This is a genomic window from Azospirillum brasilense, from assembly GCF_007827815.1.
GTDB classification, from domain to species: Bacteria; Pseudomonadota; Alphaproteobacteria; order Azospirillales; family Azospirillaceae; genus Azospirillum; species Azospirillum brasilense_C.
The window spans coordinates 299,573-319,628 of sequence record NZ_VITH01000006.1; the positions used below are offsets into that span (position 1 = coordinate 299,573).

The 20,056-nt window shown below is 68.6% G+C and carries 15 protein-coding genes and 2 pseudogenes; 11 read left to right on the forward strand and 6 right to left on the reverse strand.

The window, feature by feature from the left end:
- Positions 1-106: 106 nt before the first annotated feature.
- From FBZ83_RS14490 to FBZ83_RS14500, 3 genes are read right to left on the reverse strand one after another with little or no spacing between them, the layout of a single operon-like run.
- Complete coding sequence (locus FBZ83_RS14490; protein WP_145684029.1) at positions 107-580, reverse strand: SRPBCC family protein; 474 nt, start codon at positions 578-580, stop codon at positions 107-109.
- A 13-nt stretch (positions 581-593) separates the two neighbouring features.
- The gene (locus tag FBZ83_RS14495; protein ID WP_040137909.1) at positions 594-1,430 is read right to left on the reverse strand and encodes a phosphoenolpyruvate hydrolase family protein; all 837 of its coding nucleotides are present in this window, start codon (positions 1,428-1,430) and stop codon (positions 594-596) included.
- 13 nt (positions 1,431-1,443) lie between these two features.
- Complete coding sequence (locus FBZ83_RS14500; RefSeq protein ID WP_145684031.1) at positions 1,444-2,679, reverse strand: Tm-1-like ATP-binding domain-containing protein; 1,236 nt, start codon at positions 2,677-2,679, stop codon at positions 1,444-1,446.
- Between the two features lie 105 nt (positions 2,680-2,784).
- On the opposite strand from FBZ83_RS14500, the gene FBZ83_RS14505 reads away from it, so the two are divergent.
- On the forward strand, positions 2,785-4,566 hold the full coding sequence (locus FBZ83_RS14505) for a phosphoenolpyruvate hydrolase family protein (protein WP_145684033.1): 1,782 nt from the start codon (positions 2,785-2,787) through the stop codon (positions 4,564-4,566).
- On the opposite strand, the gene FBZ83_RS14510 is transcribed toward FBZ83_RS14505, so the two are convergent.
- The gene (locus tag FBZ83_RS14510; RefSeq protein WP_186466082.1) at positions 4,548-5,132 is read right to left on the reverse strand and encodes a phosphoenolpyruvate hydrolase family protein; all 585 of its coding nucleotides are present in this window, start codon (positions 5,130-5,132) and stop codon (positions 4,548-4,550) included. The genes FBZ83_RS14505 and FBZ83_RS14510 overlap by 19 nt on opposite strands.
- Positions 5,133-5,349: 217 nt before the next feature.
- On the opposite strand from FBZ83_RS14510, the gene FBZ83_RS14515 reads away from it, so the two are divergent.
- The 7 genes from FBZ83_RS14515 (at position 5,350) to FBZ83_RS14545 (ending at position 14,547) form a co-directional block, all read left to right on the forward strand.
- Positions 5,350-6,579, forward strand: a complete 1,230-nt coding sequence (locus FBZ83_RS14515) for an ABC transporter substrate-binding protein (RefSeq protein WP_145684037.1) — start codon at positions 5,350-5,352, stop codon at positions 6,577-6,579.
- Between the two features lie 450 nt (positions 6,580-7,029).
- Positions 7,030-8,022, forward strand: a complete 993-nt coding sequence (locus tag FBZ83_RS14520; protein ID WP_145684040.1) for an ABC transporter substrate-binding protein — start codon at positions 7,030-7,032, stop codon at positions 8,020-8,022.
- A gap of 8 nt (positions 8,023-8,030) precedes the next feature.
- Positions 8,031-8,855 (forward strand): ABC transporter permease, encoded by an 825-nt coding sequence (locus tag FBZ83_RS14525; RefSeq protein WP_145684041.1) that lies wholly within the window; start codon positions 8,031-8,033, stop codon positions 8,853-8,855.
- Between the two features lie 178 nt (positions 8,856-9,033).
- On the forward strand, positions 9,034-11,319 hold the full coding sequence (locus tag FBZ83_RS14530) for a TonB-dependent receptor family protein (RefSeq protein ID WP_145684043.1): 2,286 nt from the start codon (positions 9,034-9,036) through the stop codon (positions 11,317-11,319).
- Between the two features lie 20 nt (positions 11,320-11,339).
- Positions 11,340-12,113, forward strand: coding sequence for an ABC transporter ATP-binding protein (locus FBZ83_RS14535; protein ID WP_145684045.1), 774 nt, complete (start codon positions 11,340-11,342; stop codon positions 12,111-12,113).
- Entirely contained in the window at positions 12,110-13,324 is a 1,215-nt protein-coding gene (locus FBZ83_RS14540; protein WP_145684047.1) for an NnrS family protein, read from the forward strand. The genes FBZ83_RS14535 and FBZ83_RS14540 overlap by 4 nt, the downstream gene beginning before the upstream one ends.
- The gene (locus FBZ83_RS14545; protein ID WP_247888303.1) at positions 13,318-14,547 is read left to right on the forward strand and encodes an NnrS family protein; all 1,230 of its coding nucleotides are present in this window, start codon (positions 13,318-13,320) and stop codon (positions 14,545-14,547) included. The genes FBZ83_RS14540 and FBZ83_RS14545 overlap by 7 nt, the downstream gene beginning before the upstream one ends.
- Before the next feature lie 209 nt (positions 14,548-14,756).
- On the opposite strand, the gene FBZ83_RS31445 is transcribed toward FBZ83_RS14545, so the two are convergent.
- The gene (locus tag FBZ83_RS31445) at positions 14,757-15,053 is read right to left on the reverse strand and encodes a hypothetical protein (protein ID WP_211101663.1); all 297 of its coding nucleotides are present in this window, start codon (positions 15,051-15,053) and stop codon (positions 14,757-14,759) included.
- 61 nt (positions 15,054-15,114) lie between these two features.
- On the opposite strand from FBZ83_RS31445, the gene FBZ83_RS14555 reads away from it, so the two are divergent.
- Together FBZ83_RS14555 and FBZ83_RS14560 are read left to right on the forward strand one after the other, a co-directional pair.
- Positions 15,115-15,369 carry a DMT family transporter gene (locus tag FBZ83_RS14555; RefSeq protein ID WP_145684051.1) on the forward strand — a complete coding sequence of 85 codons (255 nt, stop codon included), beginning with the start codon at positions 15,115-15,117 and terminating at the stop codon, positions 15,367-15,369.
- Between the two features lie 137 nt (positions 15,370-15,506).
- Positions 15,507-15,795 (forward strand): annotated as a pseudogene (locus tag FBZ83_RS14560) (transposase); the annotation flags it as partial.
- Positions 15,796-15,867: 72 nt separating this feature from the next.
- Here FBZ83_RS14560 and FBZ83_RS14565 read toward each other — a convergent pair.
- Positions 15,868-19,509 carry an FG-GAP-like repeat-containing protein gene (locus tag FBZ83_RS14565; RefSeq protein WP_145684055.1) on the reverse strand — a complete coding sequence of 1,214 codons (3,642 nt, stop codon included), beginning with the start codon at positions 19,507-19,509 and terminating at the stop codon, positions 15,868-15,870.
- A gap of 297 nt (positions 19,510-19,806) precedes the next feature.
- Between FBZ83_RS14565 and FBZ83_RS31960 the strand changes: the two are divergent.
- Positions 19,807-20,002, forward strand: a pseudogene (locus tag FBZ83_RS31960) (IS256 family transposase); the annotation flags it as partial.
- Positions 20,003-20,056 lie beyond the last annotated feature (54 nt).

The window sequence follows — 20,056 nt, forward strand, 5'->3', positions numbered from 1 at the left end:
CAGTCGAAAATCACTGTCGTGCAGTGAGTCCAGTTCGGCCAGATCGTGGTGCCGGAGCGTCACATCGCCGTCGGCATCCCAGGGGGCCTCCAGGCCGCCGACCTGTTCAAGGCGGGGCCGGAGTTGCAGCAGGCGCTGTGACGCCGGCGCGGCACAGGTCCGCCAGCGCCCGGAACCCGGCGGCGAAGGTGTTCCGGCCGACCTGCTCGCGCAGCGTGGGCAGGTCCTCGGGCCGGCAGTCGAAGTCGGCCCACCATTCGCCGAAGGTCCGGTTTCCCTCCGTCACCTCGGTCAGGCGGAAGGTCGCGACGTAGTCGGTGAGCGGCAGCGGGGATTCGAGAATCGTGTAGGTGTAGGAGCGCTCGCGGTCGCTGAAGGACACCAGCTGTTCGCGCAGCCGGCCGCCGGGCGTAAGCCCGAAGTTGCGGACGCAGCCGACCGTGTCGCTGCGCAGCCCGTCCTCGATGTGGCTGTCCGCGATGATGGGATGCCAAGCGTGGTGGCCGTTGAAATCCCGCGCCTTGTCCCAGACCTGCCCGACGGGCGCGTCGATGACGGCGCTGACATAGACCCGTGCCATGCGTTCCCCCCCTTCAGCGTTGCTTGGTGATGGCCTTGAAACGGCGCGTCTGCTCGGTCAGCGCGGTTTCCGTGGGCAGGCGTTCCATGCTGGACGCCCCGTAGAAGCCGTGACAGACGGTGCACGCGCCGAGAACGAAGGAGGCGTCCTCCGGCGTGGCGATCGGGCCGCCGTGGCACAGCACGATCACGTCCTTGCGCACCCGCAGGGCCGCCTCCGCCCAGGCGTCGATCTTCGGGACGCAATCCTTCAGCGACAGCGCCGTTTCCGCCCCGATGCTGCCGCCGGTGGTCAGGCCGAGGTGGCAGACGATGACGTCGGCCCCGGCCTCGGCCATCGCGACCGCCTCCCCTTCCGAGAAGACGTAGGGCGTGGTCAGCAGGTCCAGCTCATGAGCGGCGCGGATCATGTCCACCTCCAGCCCGTAGCCCATGCCGGTCTCCTCCAGGTTGGCCCGGAAGACGCCGTCGATCAGCCCGACGGTCGGGAAGTTCTGCACGCCGGAGAAGCCCAGATCGGCCAGCCGCCGCAGGAACTGGTCCTGGATCATGAAGGGATCGGTGCCGTTGACGCCGGCCAGCACCGGGGTGTGCCGGACCACCGGCAGCACCTCGCGCGCCATGTCGACGACGATCTCGTTGGCGTTGCCGTAGGCGAGCAGCCCGGCCAGCGAGCCGCGCCCGGCCATGCGGTAGCGGCCGGAGTTGTAGATGACGATCAGGTCGATCCCGCCCGCCTCCTCGCATTTGGCGGACAGCCCGGTCCCGGCGCCGCCGCCGACGATGGGTTCGCCGCGGGCCATCATGCCGCGGAACCGGTCGAGGATTTGTTGACGGGGAATGCGGGGCATCGTCGAAGGCTCCTTATGGCGTCGTGCCGTGGCCGGCCGCGGCGATGTCCCGGAAGGCCCGGACGAGCGCGGCGGCGAAGGCGGGGTCGTTGATGTTGTGGGGAAGGCGGATCAGCCGGCGCGCGTCCGTCTGCTCGACGGTGCGCTCCAGCGCGTCGAACAGCGCGGCGTCCGCCTCGGGATCGTGGAAGGGCTGGCCCGGCGCGTCGAGCACCGAGACGCCCCCTTCGGGGATGAGGAAGCGCACCGGCCCGGTGAAGGCGTTCAGCTTGCGGCCGATCCAGGCGCCCATCGCCCGGTTCTCCTCCGCCGTGGTGCGCATCAGCGTGACCTGCGGGTTGTGCACGTAGAACAGCCGGTCGCGGTAGCGGTCGGGCACGGTGTCGCGCGGGCCGAAATTCACCATGTCCAGCGCGCCGCAGGACCCGACATAGGGGATGCCGGCCCGCGCGATGGCGTCCAGCCGCTCCTCCCCGGCGCTGAAGACGCCGCCCATCAGCAGGTCGCAGACCTCGGTGGTCGTCACGTCCAGCACGCCCGCCAGCAGACCCGAGGCGACGAGCTTCTCCATCGCCCGCCCGCCGGTGCCGGTGGCGTGGAAGACCAGGCAGTCGTAGGCGGGGTCGAGCGCCTGGGACAGCTGCGTGACGCAGGGCGTCGTCACGCCGAACATGGTGAGGCCCAGCGCCGGCTTGGTGTCCGTCTCGGGGATCGCGCGCGCCACCATGCCGGCCATGGCGTGGGCGGCGTTGCCCAGCACGCGGCGCGAAATCCGGTTCAGCCCGGCGACGTCGGTGACCGAGGCCATCATGCAGAGGTCCGTCTCGCCGACGTAGGACGCGACGTTGCCCGAGGCGACCGTGGACACGATCAGCTTGGGCGTTCCCACGGGAAGCACCCGCATGCCCGGCGCGATGATCGCCGTGCCGCCGGAGCCGCCCAGCCCGATCATGCCGGCGACGTCGGTGCGCCGTTCGACGAAGCGCCGGAACGCGTCGGCCATGCGCGACACGGCCAGCCCGCGGTCGTCGGTGCCCAGCACCGCTTCCGCCCCGTCGGGGTGGCAGGAGGCGACGTCCCGCGCCGAGACGTCGGCCGGGACGACCGGCGGGCGGGTACCCACATCGACCGTCACCGTGCGCAGCCCCTCCGCCGCGATCAGCCCCCGCACATAGTCCAACTCGATTCCCTTGGTGTCGTAGCAGCCGACGACATAGACCGTCGCCGCGCCTCGCTCCGCATCCGCCATGGTCGGGCCTCCTCCCATCGTCTTTTCCGGAAGTGTAGGCCGCCCGCCGGGAGTGCCAACCGGAGCGTTGCGGCGGAGCGGGTAATATTGGGTATAGTGGTTGGCATGACCCATCACCGGACTCAGCTGCTGGACGATCTGCGGCGAGCCTGCGCGGGCCGGCACACGCTGCTGGTCGGCGCCGCCATCGGCACCGGCCTCGCCGCCCGCGCGGCGGCGCGCGGCGGCGCCGACTTCCTGCTGGCGCTCGCCGCTGGGCGCTTCCGCACCATGGGGGCGTCGTCCATCGCCACCATGCTGGCGCTGCGCGACAGCAACGCCCTCGTCACCGATTTCGCCTGCTCGGAGATCGTCGACGCGACGCCGATTCCGGTCTTCTTCGGCGCCTGCGCCTGGGGCCTCGCGGAGGAGGAGTTTTCCCCTTTCATGAATCGGCTGCGCGGCTGGGGCTTCGCCGGGGTGGTGAATTTCCCGACGGTGTCGCATGTCGACGGGCGCTTCCGCGAGGCGCTGGAGCGCACCGGCCTGGGCTTCGCGCGGGAGGTCCGCCTGCTGGAGGCGGCGCGGGCGGCCGGGATGGCGACCGTCGGCTATTTCCGCCGCCGGGAGGAGGCGCTGGCGCTCGCCCGGGCGGGGGTGGACGTCTATTGCTTCAACATCGGCTGGAACGCCGGCGGCGCCGTGGGCGTGCCCAGCGGGGAGTCGGTGCTGCAGGTCGGCAACCGTGCCCGCGGCCACATCAAGGCGATCCGCACCGCCAACCCTGGCGCGCTGTGCGTGATCGAGGGCGGGCCGATCACCACTCCCCAGCACATGCACGAAGCTTGTCGCGAAGCGCGGGCCGACGGCTACATCGGCGGCTCGACCATCGACCGCCTGCCCTCGGAAAGCTCAATGGAGGAGATGACCGCCGCCTTCAAGCTGGTCTCCACCCTGCAGCGGCGCATCGACCGGCTGGAACGCCGCCTCGATCAGACCGGCCAGGGGATGGGGCTGGTCGGCCGCACCGACGCGCTGGTGGAGGCGCGGGCGCGGCTGGAGCATCTCGGCGCCGACGGCGGGCCGGTGTGGGTCGCCGGGCCGGACGGCAGCGGTCGGTCGCTGGTGGCCACTCTGCTGCACGGGCGCGGGCCGCAGCGCCAACGCCCGCCGATGACCGTCGATGCCCGCCATCTGGACGGCGGGTGGCTGTTCGGAGCGGAGCCGGTGGAGGGCGGACGCCGCCGCCTCGGCTGGGTCGAGGCCGCCAACGGGACGACGCTGGTGATCGAGAACGCGGAGAGCTTGCCTTCCGGCACGCAGGCCGAGCTTGCCGACTTCCTGGAGCGCGGCAGCTTCCGCCGCCAAGGCGGCCAGGACAACCTGCGCTCCAACGCGCGGATCATCCTGATCGGGACGGCGGGCCTGGAGGCCGCGGCCGGCGCCGGGACGCTCGTGCCCGACCTGGCCCGCCGCCTCGCCCGCCGCGGCATCGACCTGCCGCCGCTGAGCGATCGGCTGGACGACATTCCGCTGCTGGTCGAGCATTTCGCGGCGGCGCTGCGCCCGTCGGCGGGTCCCGTGCGCCTGTCGCCACGGGCGTTCCGGCTGCTCATCGCCCATGACTGGCCGGGCAACCTCCGCGAACTGCGCGCCGTGGTCGAGCAGGCGCTGGACGTCGGCGGCGACGTCATCGAGGCGGAAGCCCTGCCAGTTCTGGACGGCAAGCGCACGGGCCGTCCACGCCCCGACGCGCCCGGAGACCGGTCGCCCAAACAGTCGGAGCGGGACTGGATTCTCGACGGCCTGCGGCGGCACCGTTTCCGCCGGGGGGAGACGGCCCGCTTCCTCGGCCTGTCGCGCAAGACGCTCTACAACAAGATGCGGCACTACGGCCTGTTGGAGTGACCGGCGCCGGGCGGAAGCACCAGCCCATCGGCCGCCCGCCTCATGACATCATGATGGTCTTCGAAGCCGGCCGCTCGATAGAGGAGGACGGGACCGCCGCCCTCTCCGCGCAGGTCGGCGGCGACCGCGGCGGCGTTCGCGACCGCCTCGGCGTCGCGTGACGGATCGCCGGTCGCGGCGCCCGGATGCACGACGAGGCGTCCCGCCCCCACCGCCCTCAGGCGATGGCCGATGTCCGCGTCGGCGGCGAAACCGGTGACGGCGAATCCCGCACGGGCGGCCTGCTCCAGGAACGACACCTCCCGCTCCGCGCCGAGCCCGACGCCGCGCAGCGTCTCGCCGGTTTCCCCATCGAACAGCGCGGTGGTGGGGAAGTTGGCGACCGCGCGCACCCCGAACCGGTGCAGGGTCTTCAGGAACGGACCCACCGGCCGGAAGGGGTCGACCGCCAGCACGCCGACGCACACGCCCTCCGGCGCGCCGTCCGGCAATTCGGCCAAGGCGGCGAGCAGCCGCCCGTTGCTGTCCTGGACGGGAAGCAGGGCCAGATACTCGGCGCGGTCCACCGGATGCCCGCCGAAGGCCGGGCAAAACAGCCGCTCATCGGACGTTTCCGCCGAGGGACGGAGCGCAGAAACGATTTGTACGTCGAACCGACCGTTTTTCCCCATTTTACCCATGCCCCGGATCGCACGCCGTTGTGGAATCGACCATGGGGCGGGACGGTATGGCAACGGGTTTCGGTGAAGGCTCGCCGGGACGACGCAAAATTGGGAGGAAGCGATGAAGCGTCAGTTGGGCACCGCGCTGCTGTCCGGTACCGCGCTGCTGCTCGCCACCATGCTGCCGGCGGCGGCGCAGCAGGGTGCGAAGATCTCGAACGACGTCGTCCGGATCGGGGTGATCACCGACCTGTCCGGGGCCTTCTCCGACCAGAGCGGCCGCGGCTCCATCGCCGCCGCGCAGATGGCGGTGGAGGATTTCGGCGGCAAGGTGCTGGGCAAGCCCGTCGAGGTTCTGACGGCCGATCACCAGAACAAGGTGGACGTCGGGTCGGCCATCGTGCGCGAATGGATCGACGCGCAGAACGTCGACCTCATCCAGGACGTGGCGAACTCCGGTCTGGCGCTGGCGGTGGCGGACATCGTCCGCGACAAGAACCGCGTCGCCATCTTCAACGGCCCGTCCGTCACCCGCCTGACCGGCGACAAATGCACGCCCAACACCATCCACTACGCCTACGACGCCTACGCGCTGGCCAAGGGCACCGGGGCGCAGACGATCAAGCAGGGCGGCGACACCTGGTACTTCCTCACGGTCGATTTCGCCTTCGGCCACGGGCTGGAGGAGAACACGGCGAAGATCGTGCAGGAGAACGGCGGCAAGGTCCTGGGCGCGGTGCGCTTTCCGCTGAACAATCTCGATTTCGCCTCCTACGTGACGCAGGCGCAGGCGTCCGGGGCCAAGATCGTCGGCCTCGCCACCACCGGGATGGACGCGCGCAACGCCATCAAGGCCGCCTCCGAATTCGGCCTGACCCAGAGCGGGCAGCAACTCGCCGGCCTCCTGCTGTTCGACACCGACGTCCACGCCCTCGGGCTGGAGGCGACGCAGGGGATGTACCTGACCACCGCCTTCTACTGGGACCGCGACGACGAGACCCGCGCCTTCTCCCGGCGCTTCCACGAGCGGGTGAAGATCATGCCGAACATGGGGCAGGCCGGCGTCTATTCCTCGACGCTCGCCTACCTCAAGGCCATCGAGGCCGCCAGCACCGACGAGGCCGGTCCGGTCATGGAAAAGCTGAAGAGCATGCGGATCAACGACGTGTTCGTGAAGGACGGCTGGGTGCGCGAGGACGGCCGCTTCATGCGCGAGATGTACCTGATGCAGGTGAAGAAGCCCTCGGAGTCCAAATATCCCTGGGACTATTACACCCTGCGCGCCACAATCCCCGCGGAGGAGGCCTTCCGGCCGCTGTCGCAGAGCGATTGCCCCCTCGTGAAGAAATGATGGCGGTGACATAGGCCACCGTTCAGGATGGTGATGCCGCTCCATGCCCCCGCGTTGTGAACCGCTGGGGTCGGAGCAAAAAGCGTTCCTCCTCGGTCGCTGCGGACTTCCGCGGCGTCGAGGCGGACGCATGCCCGCGTGTTGGCCGGGGCTGCCTTCGGCGGTGTCGCCCGGCACCGCGATCGCGCGGCGGGAAAACGTCGTGTGATCGGGAGACGCAGCGAAAATCGAAGCCCGCGGTGATCCTGCTTGTTCTTGCACAACGATCCACGACCAGCCGACCGGCACTGTCGCTTCCGATACCGCTCATGAGCATGCGGCCTCGGTAGGAGACACCATCATGCCCAAAGATCTGCAAACCTTCGTTCAAGAGCCCTGGAAAGCCGTCACCGCCCTGAAGCGGGGCATCGTCGGCACCGCCAAGACAACAATCCGTTGATGGCCTCCTCCATGATCCATCCGAACCGCCGCGCCGCGCTGGCGGGGCTCGCCGCCCTGTTGGCCCATCCCGCCCTCCACCGCCCCGCCGCAGCCGCCATGGCCCCCCTCCCGCAACTGACCTTGTGGGGGCCGCCGGCGGGGCCGTCGATCACGCTGGTCCATGCCATCGCCTCCGGCCTGCTCCGCCCGGTCGCCGACAAGGTGGTGTTCAAGGCGTGGCGCACCCCCGACGAACTGCGCGCCGGCCTGACCTCCGGCACCATGCAGACCTTCGTGCTGCCGACCCAGTCCGCCGCCAACCTGTTCAACAAGGGGCTCGGCGTCCGGCTGGTCAACGTGATGACCAACGGGCTGCTCTATCTGCTGTCGGCCGATCCGTCGCTGACTTCGGTGGCCGCGCTGAAGGGCCGGAGCGTCGCGATCCCCTTCCGCAACGACACGCCGGAATACGTGTTCCGGCGCCTCCTGGCGGCGGAGCGGCTGACCGCCGACGGCGATGTCGCCCTTCAATTCACCGGCACGCCGATGGAGGCGATCCAGCTTCTCGTCACCGGACGGGCCGACACTGCCCTGCTGCCCGAGCCGGCGGCTTCCGCCGCCATCCTGCGCGCCGGGATGGCTGGAAAGACGGTGACCCGGGTCCTCGACATCCAGCAAGCCTGGGGCGCCGCCACCGGGTTGGCGACCGTGCTGCCGCAGGCCGGCCTCGGCGTCTCCGGCGCCTTCCTGGCGGAGCATCCCGCCGCCGTCGAGGCGCTGCACGACGCGCTGGTCAAGGCGACCGCTGCGGTCAACGCCGACCCGGCGCGGGCCGCCAACGACGCCGCGGCGCCGCTCGGCCTGCCCTGGCCGGTCATCGAGCAGGCCATCCCCCATTCCAATCTGGTCGCCCAGCGCGCCAGCGCCGTCCGCGAACCGATGGAGGCCGTCTTCCGCGCCCTGGCGGCGTTCGACCCCAAGATCATCGGCGGCGCGCTGCCGGCGGCGGACTTCTATCTGTGAGGTGCGGCATGACGACGGTGCACGCCGACGCGATCCTCGACCGGCTGGGCCGGGTTGGGCAATTCCTGTGGTCGGGCTGGGCCGGGCTGGCCGGGCTGGCCCTGTTCGCCGCCCTTTGGCAGGCGGGGCATGAGCGCTACGGCGACTTCATCCTGCCGGCCCCGCTGGCGACCCTGGCCGCCGGCCTGACCATTGCCGGCGATCCCGCCGCCTGGGAGCTGGCCGGACAGACCACGCTGCGCGCGGTCGAGGGCTTCGCTCTGGCCGCCCTGGCCGGTGCGGCGGGCGGGCTGGCCGCCGGCTACTCGCCGGCGACGATGCGGTTGGCCCGCCCCATCCTGACCGTCCTGCTGGGGGTGCCGCCCATCGCCTGGATCGTTCTGGCGATGATCTGGTTCGGCTCCACCGACGGAACGATCATCACGACGGTTCTCGTCGCCGCGACCCCGGTGGTCTTCGTCGGCGTGGCCGAGGGCGCCGTCACCCGCGACCGCGGGCTGGACGACATGGCCCGCGCCTTCGGCGCCGGCCCGCTCGCCCGGCTGACCACGCTCGGGCTGCGCCACGTCGCCGCCTTCCTGTTCCCGGCGCTGACCGTGGCGCTGGGGTCGGCCTTCAAGGTGGCGGTGATGGCCGAGCTTCTCGCCAACACCGGCGGCATCGGCGGCGCGCTGGCCGCCGCCCGCGCCAACCTCGACGTGGCCGAGGCGCTGGCCTGGGTGCTGATCGCGGTGGCCGGGCTGATCGTCGTCGAACACACGCTGGTCCACCCCATCCGGTCCGAGTTCGAACGCTGGCGCAACGCCGCGCGCCCCTGGGGCGTCAAGCGCTGACCGCCAGACGCTGACTGGCAGGGCCGGCGCCAGCGGGGAAAAAATCGACCGTGCACGCTGCTTTTCCGCCTCGAACTTGACCGCGGACAAACAGCCCGCCCGAAAGGCCGATAAAATGCGAACGACAATCATTTGCATTTAAGTCCGAGCCATCGGCTTTTTCGGGGAAACGAGCACCATGACGACACGGGGACAGGCCGGCCAAGCGGCGTTCCGAACCGCGCGAGCGGACACCGCCACCCGCGCCCCCATCCTTCTGGCCGGATTGGCCCTGGCCTCTCTGGGCGCCGCGGCCTCGCCGCCGGCTCATGCGCAGTCGGCGGCGCCGGGGGCCGCCGTCGTGCTCTCCCCGGTCATGGTCGAGGGACAGGCCGACAGCGCCGAGGCGACCGCCCGCCGCCGTCTGGAGGCGATCCCCGGCGGCACCGCCCTGGTGGCGGAGGAGGATCTGGCCGGCAAGGCGAACGTCACGGTGTCCGACGCGCTGTCCGGGGTGCCCGGCGTGGTGGTGCAGAACTTCTTCGGCGGCAACGACCAGCCGCGCATCCAGATCCGCGGCTCCGGGCTTCAGCAGAATCCGGTGGAGCGCGGCATCCTGGCCCTGCAAAACGGCCTGCCGCTGAACCGCGCCGACGGTTCCTACATCGTCGGGCTGGCCAACCCGCGTCAGGCGGAATTCACCGAGATCTACCGCGGCTACACCGCCAACCGGCTGGGCGCCAGCATGCTGGGCGGGGCGATCAACGTCATCTCGCCCACCGGTTCCTCCGCGCCGGGCTACCGGCTGGGAGTCGAGGGCGGCAGCTTCGGCCAGTTCAACACCAGCCTGCAGGCTGGCGGCAGCGCCGGAAAGCTGGACGGGCTGATCCAGGTCCAACGCAGCCAGCGCGACGGCTACCGCGACTACAACAGCTCGGAACGCACCGGCTTCGACGCCAACGCGGGCGCCGTGCTGTCCGATACTGTCATCACCCGCTTCTTCGCCGGCTTCACCGACCTGTCCTTCGACGTGGCCGGCCCGCTGACCCGCCAGCTTCTGGAATCGAACCCCAGGGCGGTCTACACCGGTCCCCGCGTGGTCAACGGTGTCGCCACCAATCCGGGACCGAACGTCGTCCGCGACCGGCCCGAGCGTGAGGCCAGGCAGTTCCGCGTCGGCAACCGGACGACGGCGACCTTTGGGGCGCACCTGCTGGACGTGGCGCTGGGCTACACCCACACGGACGACACGTTCCGCTTCCCGATCTCCTCGGGCATCCGCAAGACGGAGGGCGGCGACGTCACCGCCGTCGCGCGATACGCCTACAGCCCGGACGCGAGCCAGCCCCTGCCGCTGTTCGAGACGACCCTGCGCTACGTCGTCGGATCGGCGGACCGCGAGGATTACCTGAACAACGCCGGCAGCCAGGGCGCCCTGTTCGGACGCAGCGCAATGGACGCCTCCACCCTGGCGCTGCACGGCGGCCTGAACCTGCCGCTCGGCAACGCGGTCACCCTGTCTCCGGCGGTCACGATCACCCACGCCACGCGCGAGAACGACGACACCTTCGGCGCGGCGCGGCGGCCGACCATCGCCTTCAACCCGGCCAACCCGCGGGTGGCGCTGCCGGCCGGCTCGATCCCCGCCGGCGACACCAGCTACGACCGCAGCTACGACGGGGTCAGCCCCAGCCTCGGCCTGACCTGGAAGCCGCAGGAGGACCACACCCTCTACGCCGCGGTCAGCCGCAGCTTCGAGCCGCCCACCCACGACGACCTGATCGCCACCGTCAACGGCACGCCGAACAGCAGCGCGGGACGCCCGAACCCGGCCCAGCCCGGTCTCGTCTCCACCGCCTACCGCACGCCGGACCTCAAGGCGCAGACGGCGACCACCGTCGAGGCGGGCTGGCGCGGCCGTTTCGGGGTCGTCGCGGTCGATGCCGGGACCTATTACTCCTGGGTCAGGAACGAGCTGCTGAGCCTGCGCGACGCCACCGGAGCCTCGCTCGGCGCCGTGAACGCCAACCGGACGCGGCATTTCGGCGTCGATGTGGGGCTGTCGGCCTTCCTCACCGACCGGCTGAGCGGGCGGATCGCTTACACCTTCCAGGATTTCCGCTTCCAGGACGATCCGGTGCGCGGCAACAACCGGCTGGCCGGCGCGCCACGCCACGTCATCAACGCCTCGGCGCGCTACGACATCACGACGGCGCTGTCGGTGGGGGCGGAGGTGGACTGGTATCCCGGCAGGACTCCCGTGGACAACATGAACAGCGTCTATGCGGACGGCTACGCCACCGTCGATCTGCGCAGCACCTACGCCATCAACGAGCATGTCAGCGTCTATGGCGAGGCGCGCAACATCTTCGACGCGACCTACGCCTCCTCGACCCTGATCGTCGATCAGGCGTCGCCCACCCAGGCGGTCTATCTGCCGGGCGACGGGCGGGCCTTTTACGCCGGCCTGAAGGTCAGCTTCTAAAATCGTAAAGGCACCCTGCCATGACTCTGGAAACGACGGGCGCCACCCCCTCCCTGACGCTGTCCGGCATCGGCCACGCCTATCTCGGACGCACGGTGCTCGACGCCGTGGACCTGTCGCTGGCGGCGGGCGAGGTGGCGGCGCTCGTCGGCCCCTCGGGCTGCGGCAAGAGCACGCTGGCGCACATCGCCGCCGGGGTGGTCGAGCCGTCGCGGGGCCGCGTCGCGCGGCGCTACCGCCGCCACGGCATGGTGTTCCAGGACCCGCGCCTGCTGCCCTGGGCAACGGCGCGGGCCAACATCGCCTACCCGCTGCGCCTGCTCGGCCTGCCCCGCCGCGAACGGCGGGAGCGGGCGGAGGAGGCCGCAAATCGCGTGGCGCTCGATTGCGCCGACCTCGACAAGTACCCCGTCGAGCTGTCGGGCGGCATGCGCCAACGCGCCGCCATCGCGCGGGCGCTGGCGATCGACCCCGACTTCGTCTACTTCGACGAGCCCTTCACCGCGCTCGACGTCGCCCTGAAGCGCCGCATGCAGGATCTGGTGATCGAGGCGGCGCGCGGGGCGCGGTTCGGCGCCCTGTTCATCACCCACGACCTGATGGAGGCGGTGCGCATCGCCCACCGCGTCGTGGTCATGGACGCGCAGGGGCGCGGCATCGCCGGGACGCGCGCCGTTCCCGGCGAACCGGGCGGGCGCGACGACGGCACCGTCTACCGGCTGGTCGCCGGATTCCTGACCGACGACCCGCTGTTCCGCCACATCCACGACATCGACGAAAGGCGGACGCCATGACGGACGCGATCCGAACCGCCCATGCGCCGACCCTCGCCGGCATCCTCGGCGACGAGGGGCTGCGGCTGTTCTTCCCGCTGTCGGCCCTGCACGCCGCGCTGTGGCCGGTGCTGTGGGCGGTGGTCAACGGCTTCGCCCTGCCCTTCGACGGCACGATCCCGCCGGGGCTGTGGCACGCGCACGAGATGCTGTTCGGCTCCTTCGGCGCGGCGGTGATCGGCTTCATCACCACGGCCATCCCGGAATGGACCGACAGCCGGCGGCTTCAGGGGCGCGCCCTCTTCGCGCTGGCGGCGCTGTGGGGGATCGGGCGGGTCGCCGGTCTGGCCGGCACCGACGGGGCGGCCATCGTCGCCGCGGTGGCCGACACGGCGTGGCTCGCCGCCCTGCCCGTCTACGTCGCGACGGTGTCCTGGCGCAAGCGCACGGGCCGGTTGCTCGGCGTTCTCCTCTGGCTGAGCGCGCTCGCGGTTTCGGGTGCCGTGGTCCACGCCGCTTTTGTCATCGGTGACGTTGAGTGGGCGCAGGCCGGACTGCACGCCGCCGGTCTGGTGCTGCTCGGGCTGTTGGGCCTCGTTCTGGCGCGCGTTTCGGTGCCCGTCACGAATCTCGTGCTCGACCCCAGCCAGGGCAGTTCACCCTACCGGCCTCATCCGGGACGCCTCAATCTGGCGCCCGGTCTGGTCGCCATCGCCCTGGCCGGGGAGATCGCCGGGCTGTCGCCCGCGGTGAGCGCCTATCTCTTCATCGCCGCCGGGGCCGCCTTCCTCGATCGGGTCGCGGAATCCTTCATCGGACGCGCCGTCTTCCGCGCGGAGATCCTGGCCCTGGCCGGGTCGAGCCTGATGGCCGGCGCCGGGCTGCTGCTGGTCGGGGCTTCCCGGCTGGGGGCTGGGTTCGCCGAGACGCCGGCGCTGCATCTGGCGCTGATGGGCGGGCTGGGCCTCGGCGTGCTGGCGGTCTTCGCCATCGCCGGGCTGTTCCACACCGGCCGGACCTTCCCCCTTCCAGCGGCGGCGCGTCTGGCCGTCGCGCTGCTGACCGGGGCCGTGGCCCTGCGGGTCCTGCCGGAGCTGGGCGTCCTGCCGGCGCCGCCCGGACCGCCCCACGCGCTGGCGGCCTTGCTCTGGGCGGCGGCCTTCCTATCCTGGCTCAAGGCCTATTGGCCCTTCCTGTCGCGGCCCCGCGTGGAGGAGGCCGCCGTGTGCTGATCCCGCGGCGAGGCAGGCGAAACCCGATGAATCCCCCCTCCCCCTCCAAAGCCGGCGGCGGCCCCTTCCTCCTCTTCGGAGCGCTCCACGCCGCGGTGCTGGCCGCCGTCTGGGTGCCGTGGTTTCTCGGCCTCATCAGCCCGGAGATGGCACTCCCACCCTCCTCCTGGCACGCGCATGAGTTTCTGTTCGGCGTCGTGCCGGCCGTCATCGGTGGCGTTCTGCTGACGGCGGCGCCGAGCCGGACCGGTCATCCGCCTCCGGCCGGCTGGCCGCTGATCATGCTGCTGGCTGTCTGGATCGTCGGGCGGCTGGGCTTGGCCGGATCGGCGGCGCTGGGGCCGATGACCGTCGCGCTGCTCGCCCTGCTGTTCCCGGTCGCCCTCCTCGCTGTGGCCGGACGGGAGTTTCTTCTGATGAGAAACGGCCGCAACCTGACGATCCTCGCTGTCCTTGCCGTCCTGGTCGGCGCGCAGGGCCTGTTCCATTGGGAGCTGTGGCGCTTCGGACGAAGCATCCAAGGCACGCGCCTCGCGGTGGCGGCGCTTCTGGCCTGGACCGTGCTGGAAGCCGGGATCATGCCGGGCATCGCCGGAGGCTGGCGGAAGGCGCACAGCCCCTCCCATCCGCAAGCTCCCTCCTCCCGCATCGACGGGGTGGCGATGGGGCTCGGGCTGCTTGCCCTCGGGATCTGGATCGTTCAGGACGAGGGCATTTTGAACGAACACCTGTCCGGCGCCCTGCTGCTGGCCGCCGGATTCACGCAGGCGGCGCGGCTCGCACGGTGGCGACCGCGTCACGCGCCGTCCGGGCGATCCGTGGGTGTGCTGCGTGTTTCCTGCGCCTTCATCCCGGCCGGGTTCCTGCTGGCGGCCTGGGCCTCGCTGGGCGGTGGTACGGCCCTCAACGCCGCGGCGCTCCACGCCTGGACCATGGGCGCCATTGGGGGCATGGCGCTGACGGTGATGGCGCGGACCGCCGCCGGTCACAGCGGGCCTGCGCCCACCGCCTCCCGGCTGACGACCGGCATCCAGCTCGCCGTGGCGGCGGCGGCCTGCGCGCGGATCGCCGCCGCGCTCGACCCGCAGCGCACGATGCTGCTGATTCCGCTGGCGGGTGCCTTGTGGATCGCCGCCTTCCTGACATTCGTGCTGCTTCATGGCCGGATATCGGACCGCTGGGCATCCGGCGATGCCAATCGCCATAATCACGCGCCGACATGAAGAGCTTTCACTCCCCTCTTTATGGAGGCTGACGGCTGCAACCTTCTCGTCCTGTGGAGCTGTGCCGATCCATTCATCCATCGGTGCGCTGGGAACGGAGACGGTCATTCCAGGGGCAAGGACAGGCGGGCCCGGCGGAGCAGCAGCAGGCCGAGGCCAAGCTGGACCTGTCGAACCGCCAGCTTGCCCGCGCATCGGCGCCGGCCGCATCAACCTCGGCAACCATCAACCCGTCGCTCCGAAGAACCCTTGTCTTTCGCCCCTTCCTGACCGGCGAGCATGCGACGCACGTCCAGGGCGACGGCAATCAGCATCAGGGCGGCCGTGCCGACGACACCGGTGAAGGCTTGATCGAAGGCCACCCGGGCCACGCCGATCACCTGCTCGGCCTGGAATGGTACCAGTCCTTCCGATAGAGCAAGGGCCTCATCAATGCTGTCGCGCGCCTCGGGAGCGACTGCAATCCCGGGCGGCACGAGCATGGCCCGTGTGTAAAGCAGCGACATCAGGCTGCCCGGCAGCGCGATGCCGAGCGTTCCTCCCAGCTCGTAGGAAGCCGCGCATGGGATGACCCGGATCGGCCCGATGGTGATCGTCGCCGTCGGCGATGCCCTGTCCTTCTGGCTGTTGTCCATATCCCTTCAACGTTTCCCCATCTCGCTCGTCTATTCGGTCTGGGCGGGGTCCGGCATGGCCGGTGCCGCCATCGGCGGCTGGTGGCTGTTCGGCGAAGCCCTGGCCCCGTCGGCGCTGCTCGGCATCGCCGTCATCGTTCTGGGTGTCGTCATCCTGTCAGGCGCCATGGAGCCGTCCACGGCTTGATCCCCGCAGCGCAACCGCTCACGACCACCCTTCACAAATCGATTGCCTGTCGCCGTTATGGAGTGCTCTGCAAACTGAGCCTCCTCCGGATCGGTGAACACCTCTGTTAGGCTCCCGCTGGGAGCGGAGAGCTGGACATGACGACGTCCCGGCGCCTTTTCACGGACGAGTTCAAACGGGAGGCCGTGGCCCCGCTGGAAAGCAGTGGGCGGCCCCTGGAGCACGTTGCCAAGGAGTTGGGCATCCAGCCGTCGATGCTGCGCACATGGCGACGGCGCGTATCCGGACCGGGGGGCCGGCGATCAACCGGCTGAGAGCGCGCGCTTGAGGCGCGAACTGGATCGCGTCCGCAAGGGGCGGGACATACTAAAAAAAAGCCGTGAGCATTCTTTCGGAGCCTCTGAAATGAGGCTCCGGATCATTGAGGACTGCCGTGAGGAATGAATTCAGAACGTTCTACATGCCAGTTCTGTTCGCGTGACAATGCCATCCAGACAGTTACAGCAAGCTCCACCCTTGCTGAGGCGCGGTGTCCAGCGTCTGAGCGGACTGGACGGTGGTGCCGTTCATGCTCCACAGAGACAGCGCCCCACTGCTCTGCGAGCGCCACAGGATGTCGGTCTGGCCGTCCCCGGTGAAGTCGTCGAGCTTGGCGATCCGCCAGTCCGTGGAGCCGGGGTCGCCGACGGGCTGGACCTTGAAGACGTCCTTGCCGTGCATCTCCCACAGCGACATCGTGCCGCTGCTCTGCGAGCGCCACAGCAGGTCGGTCTGGCCGTCGCCGGTGAAGTCCGCCGCCCCGGCCAGCTGCCAGTCCAGCGAGCCGGGGTCGCCCACCGCGTTCACCGCCGTCACGCTGGTGCCGTTCATCGTCCACAGCGACATGTTGCCCTGCGAGGCCGAGCGCCACAGGATGTCCGGCCGGCCGTCGCCGGTGAAGTCCTCCACCGCGGCGATCTGCCAGTCGGTGGACCCCGGATCGCCGACCGCGCTGACCGCGGCCACGCTCGTGCCGTTCATCGTCCACAGCGACATGATACCCTGGGAGGCCGAGCGCCACAGGATGTCGGTCTGGCCGTCGCCGGTGAAGTCCTGGGTGGCCGCCACCTGCCAGTCGGTCGAGCCGGGATCGCCGACCGCGCTGACCGCCGCCACGCCGCCCTGGCCGTCCATCGTCCACAGCGACATGATGCCCGCCGACTGCGAGCGCCACAGGATGTCCGCCTTGCCGTCGCTGGAGAAGTCCTTGAAGCCGGCCGGCCGCCAGTCGGTGGAACCGGCGTCGCCCATGAAGGTCGCCGTCGCCTGCGCCCCGTTCATCGACCACAGCGTCAGGCCGCCCTGCGCGTTCTGCCACACCACATCCGCCCGACCGTTCCCGTCAAAGTCAAGGCGTGGCGCGGCAGCAGCCGGGACCGTGATTGCCCCGTTGCTGAAGACAAGAGTCTCAATGCCGGTCAGGGTGTCGGTACCGTAGACACCCCGCAGATCACGCACCGTGATGCTGGCACCGGTGCGGGTGATCTCATAGTCGGAATCGAGCCCGAGGAAAAATGCCCTATCCTCTCCGGCCCCGCCGTCCAGCGTATCGTTGCCCAAACCACCGGTAAGCCAGTCATTGCCATCACCGCCGATCAGCACATCGGAGTTGTAGCCGCTGGGCAGAGACGCGTACTCACCCGCCGTCCACAAGATGCCGCCGTCATAATCGCCATAGAGGCTGTCGTCTCCGGCACCGCCGTCCAGCGTGTCATTGCCATCACCACCGGTGAGCCAGTCATCGCCATCGCCACCGATCAGCGAATCGTAGCTTTCGCCGCCGGACAGAAAGTCGTTGCCACCCCCACCCCACAAGGTGTCGTCATTATAATAGCCGTAGAGGGTGTCGGCACCGGAACCACCGATCAGTACGTCGTAGCCGAAGCCACCATCAAGGGAATCATCGCCATCGCCACCGTTCAACTCGTCATCGCCCTCGCCACCATAGAGTGTGTCCTTGCCGTTGCTGCCGTTCAGGGTGTCGTTGCCGTAGCCGCCGCCAAGGCTCTTGCCTCCATCACCGACGTAGAGAGAATCGGGACCTGAGGTTCCGTATTGGTCGAAGGCGACCAGGACTCCTGATCCGGGCCGGTCCTCCACAAGGTTGAGCCAACCCGCCAGGGTCAGCGTAGCGTCGGCCGTGCCATTTCCATCGGCATCACTGGTGATGACGGTGTTCTGCCCCTGCACCTCAAAGCGTATCTGGGCCTGCCCGACGCCGGCGAAGGCTGCATTTCCAATGAATTCCACATTGTAGTAGGTCCATAGGAAGATCTCATCTCCCGCTGAGAAATCCGCGATGTAATCATTCACAAGGGAACTAATGCCGCGGTTGTATACATAGCTGTCGTTTCCGGTGCCGCCATAGAAGATGCTGTGCCCATTGCTGATGTCAAACCAGTCGTCGCCGGCACCACCTTGAATGTAGTTGTTTCCGCTGCCGCCTATTAAATGATCATCGCCATCGCCACCGTAAATGGTGTCATCACCGTTGCCGCCTGCCAGTTGATCGATGCCAATTCCGCCATACAGAACATCGTTCCCATTTCCGCCGTCGAGAGTATCATCCCCATCCTCACCATAAAGGACATCATTGCCATTCTGTCCATGGAGGTAGTCATTTCCATTTCCTCCATAGAGGGCATCATTACCATCATCGGCCCAGTAGAAATCGCCTCCGTAAATGAAATCGTTTCCATCCCCGCCATAGACGGTGTCGTCTCCTCCGGCCGAATAGACAGAGTCGTTTCCAGCACCGGCAATAACTATTTCCGCGGCAGCTCCCAATGTGTAGTCATGTTTTACTCCTCCGGAGTAGTAATAATAAGAATTGCTGTCATTGTTAGGCGTTCCAAAAACAACGACAAAATCACCAGACCCGTTTCCGACATCCACAGGGAGCGCTGTTGGCGAGTAATGCACGGTGTAGATCGCCGTCTGCGCGCCCAGGCTGACGTTGGTGGTGTGATCGTAGAGGTAGAGCGGGTCGGAAGACAGGCCGCCATCGGGAAATTCGGCGTCAATCAGCGGGCCGCCGGTGGCCGGCCAATTGAAGTCATACCCCACCACATCGCCCGAAAAAGCCAGATCGCCGGCCTTCAAGGTCAAGGCCGCGTTGGCGATGATGCCGGTCTGATTGCGCAGGACGCCGGTCAGCGAATAGGTCGCGGTGACCGTCAGATCCCCCGATCCGGTTGTCGGCGTGGAAAACAGGAATTTGCTGCCCAGTTGGCCGGTCTGGCGCTCCCCGGTCGAGGACACCATATCGACCAGCACCGCGGTGGGGGTGAAGGTGAAGCTTTGCGCCTCGCTGAGCCGGGCTTCCGCGTCGACATCCAGGATGGTGTAGTCGAGTGCCAGCGAACCGGCCGTGCTGTTCCAGGAATAATCGCCCTCCAGCGCATCACCGGGGATGCCGAACAACCGTTGTGCGATGTCGTCGAGGTCGAGGCCGAGGGTCATGAACGGATCGCCGGTCCCGCTGCTGTGCAGGCTCGGCAGCGTGCCGGACGACGACGCGCCGCTGCCCGTGGTGCTCAGGGAAGACGGCACCGAAAGTGAAGCCTCGAGCGGCCCGAGCCGGGCGTCGAGGCTCGGATTGCCCATCGTGAGATCGACGAGGCGGATGGGATCGGTGCCGATCTGCGCCAGGACGATGTCTTCGAAGGTGACCGGCTCCACCAGTGGTGGATGATAGGCGATGTCCGTCACCGACGCCGAGACATCGAAGAGGAAATCCAGCGTCGCCCCGAAGGTTTCTCCACCGGGGCCGACGCTCGACAGCATCGAGTTGCCCACCATCCAGGAGGAGGTGTCGATGATGAACCAGTCCCCGCTCCGGACCTCCTCCGGCAGCGTGGCATCGACGGTGATCGGGTAGGCGATATCGACGCTGCCGGTTTCCGCCCACATATGCCCGATCAGCCCGACCTCGGCATTCAGGTTGACCGTTGCCGACAGGCCATTCCAGGAATACGTCGTGGCGCTGTTGTGCTGCCAGTAAAGGTCGTCCCAGACCGTATTGAACGATAGGGAAGACCCCTCACCCCACATGTTCAGATCATCAGCCAGGAATGAAAGCTGGTTTGAAATCACTGACATAGGATGCACAACCTCTATCTAGGAAAATTGGCTTTTTGATGGAAAATGACCGGTTTGATCAACCGAATTGGTGAACTCTGGTTCGAAGATACTCTAAACCAGCTCAGTTTTGTAACAAAATCCAATCTCAAGTAGATCATGAGCGGCGACATCAACTTAAAGAACTGACGCGGTGGCGTTCTGGCCGTTGAGAGGGGAATGGCTGCACCCCACGCACCCGACCCCCTTTGAACCATGATTGAACCGTTGCTCCCGCCGGGGCCGCCGAAGCCGACAGGCAGGCGGTCCCGGCGGGACACTGTCCGCCACCGGACCGTTCGCTCGAAGGGGGTGCTGTCACAAGGAACCGCCAAGCTGATGGTCTTCAAGCTGATCACCGCCGCGAAACCATGGCGCCGCCCGCAGGGGGAGCCAGTTGCCCAAGGTCATCCAGGGCGTCACATCCCGTAACGGCATTAAGCCCACGGAAACCGCCTCACAGGACGCAGCCTGACCAGACCGTCACCCAGTTTCCCGCATAGTTCGTTCGAGCACGCCCAAGACGCGG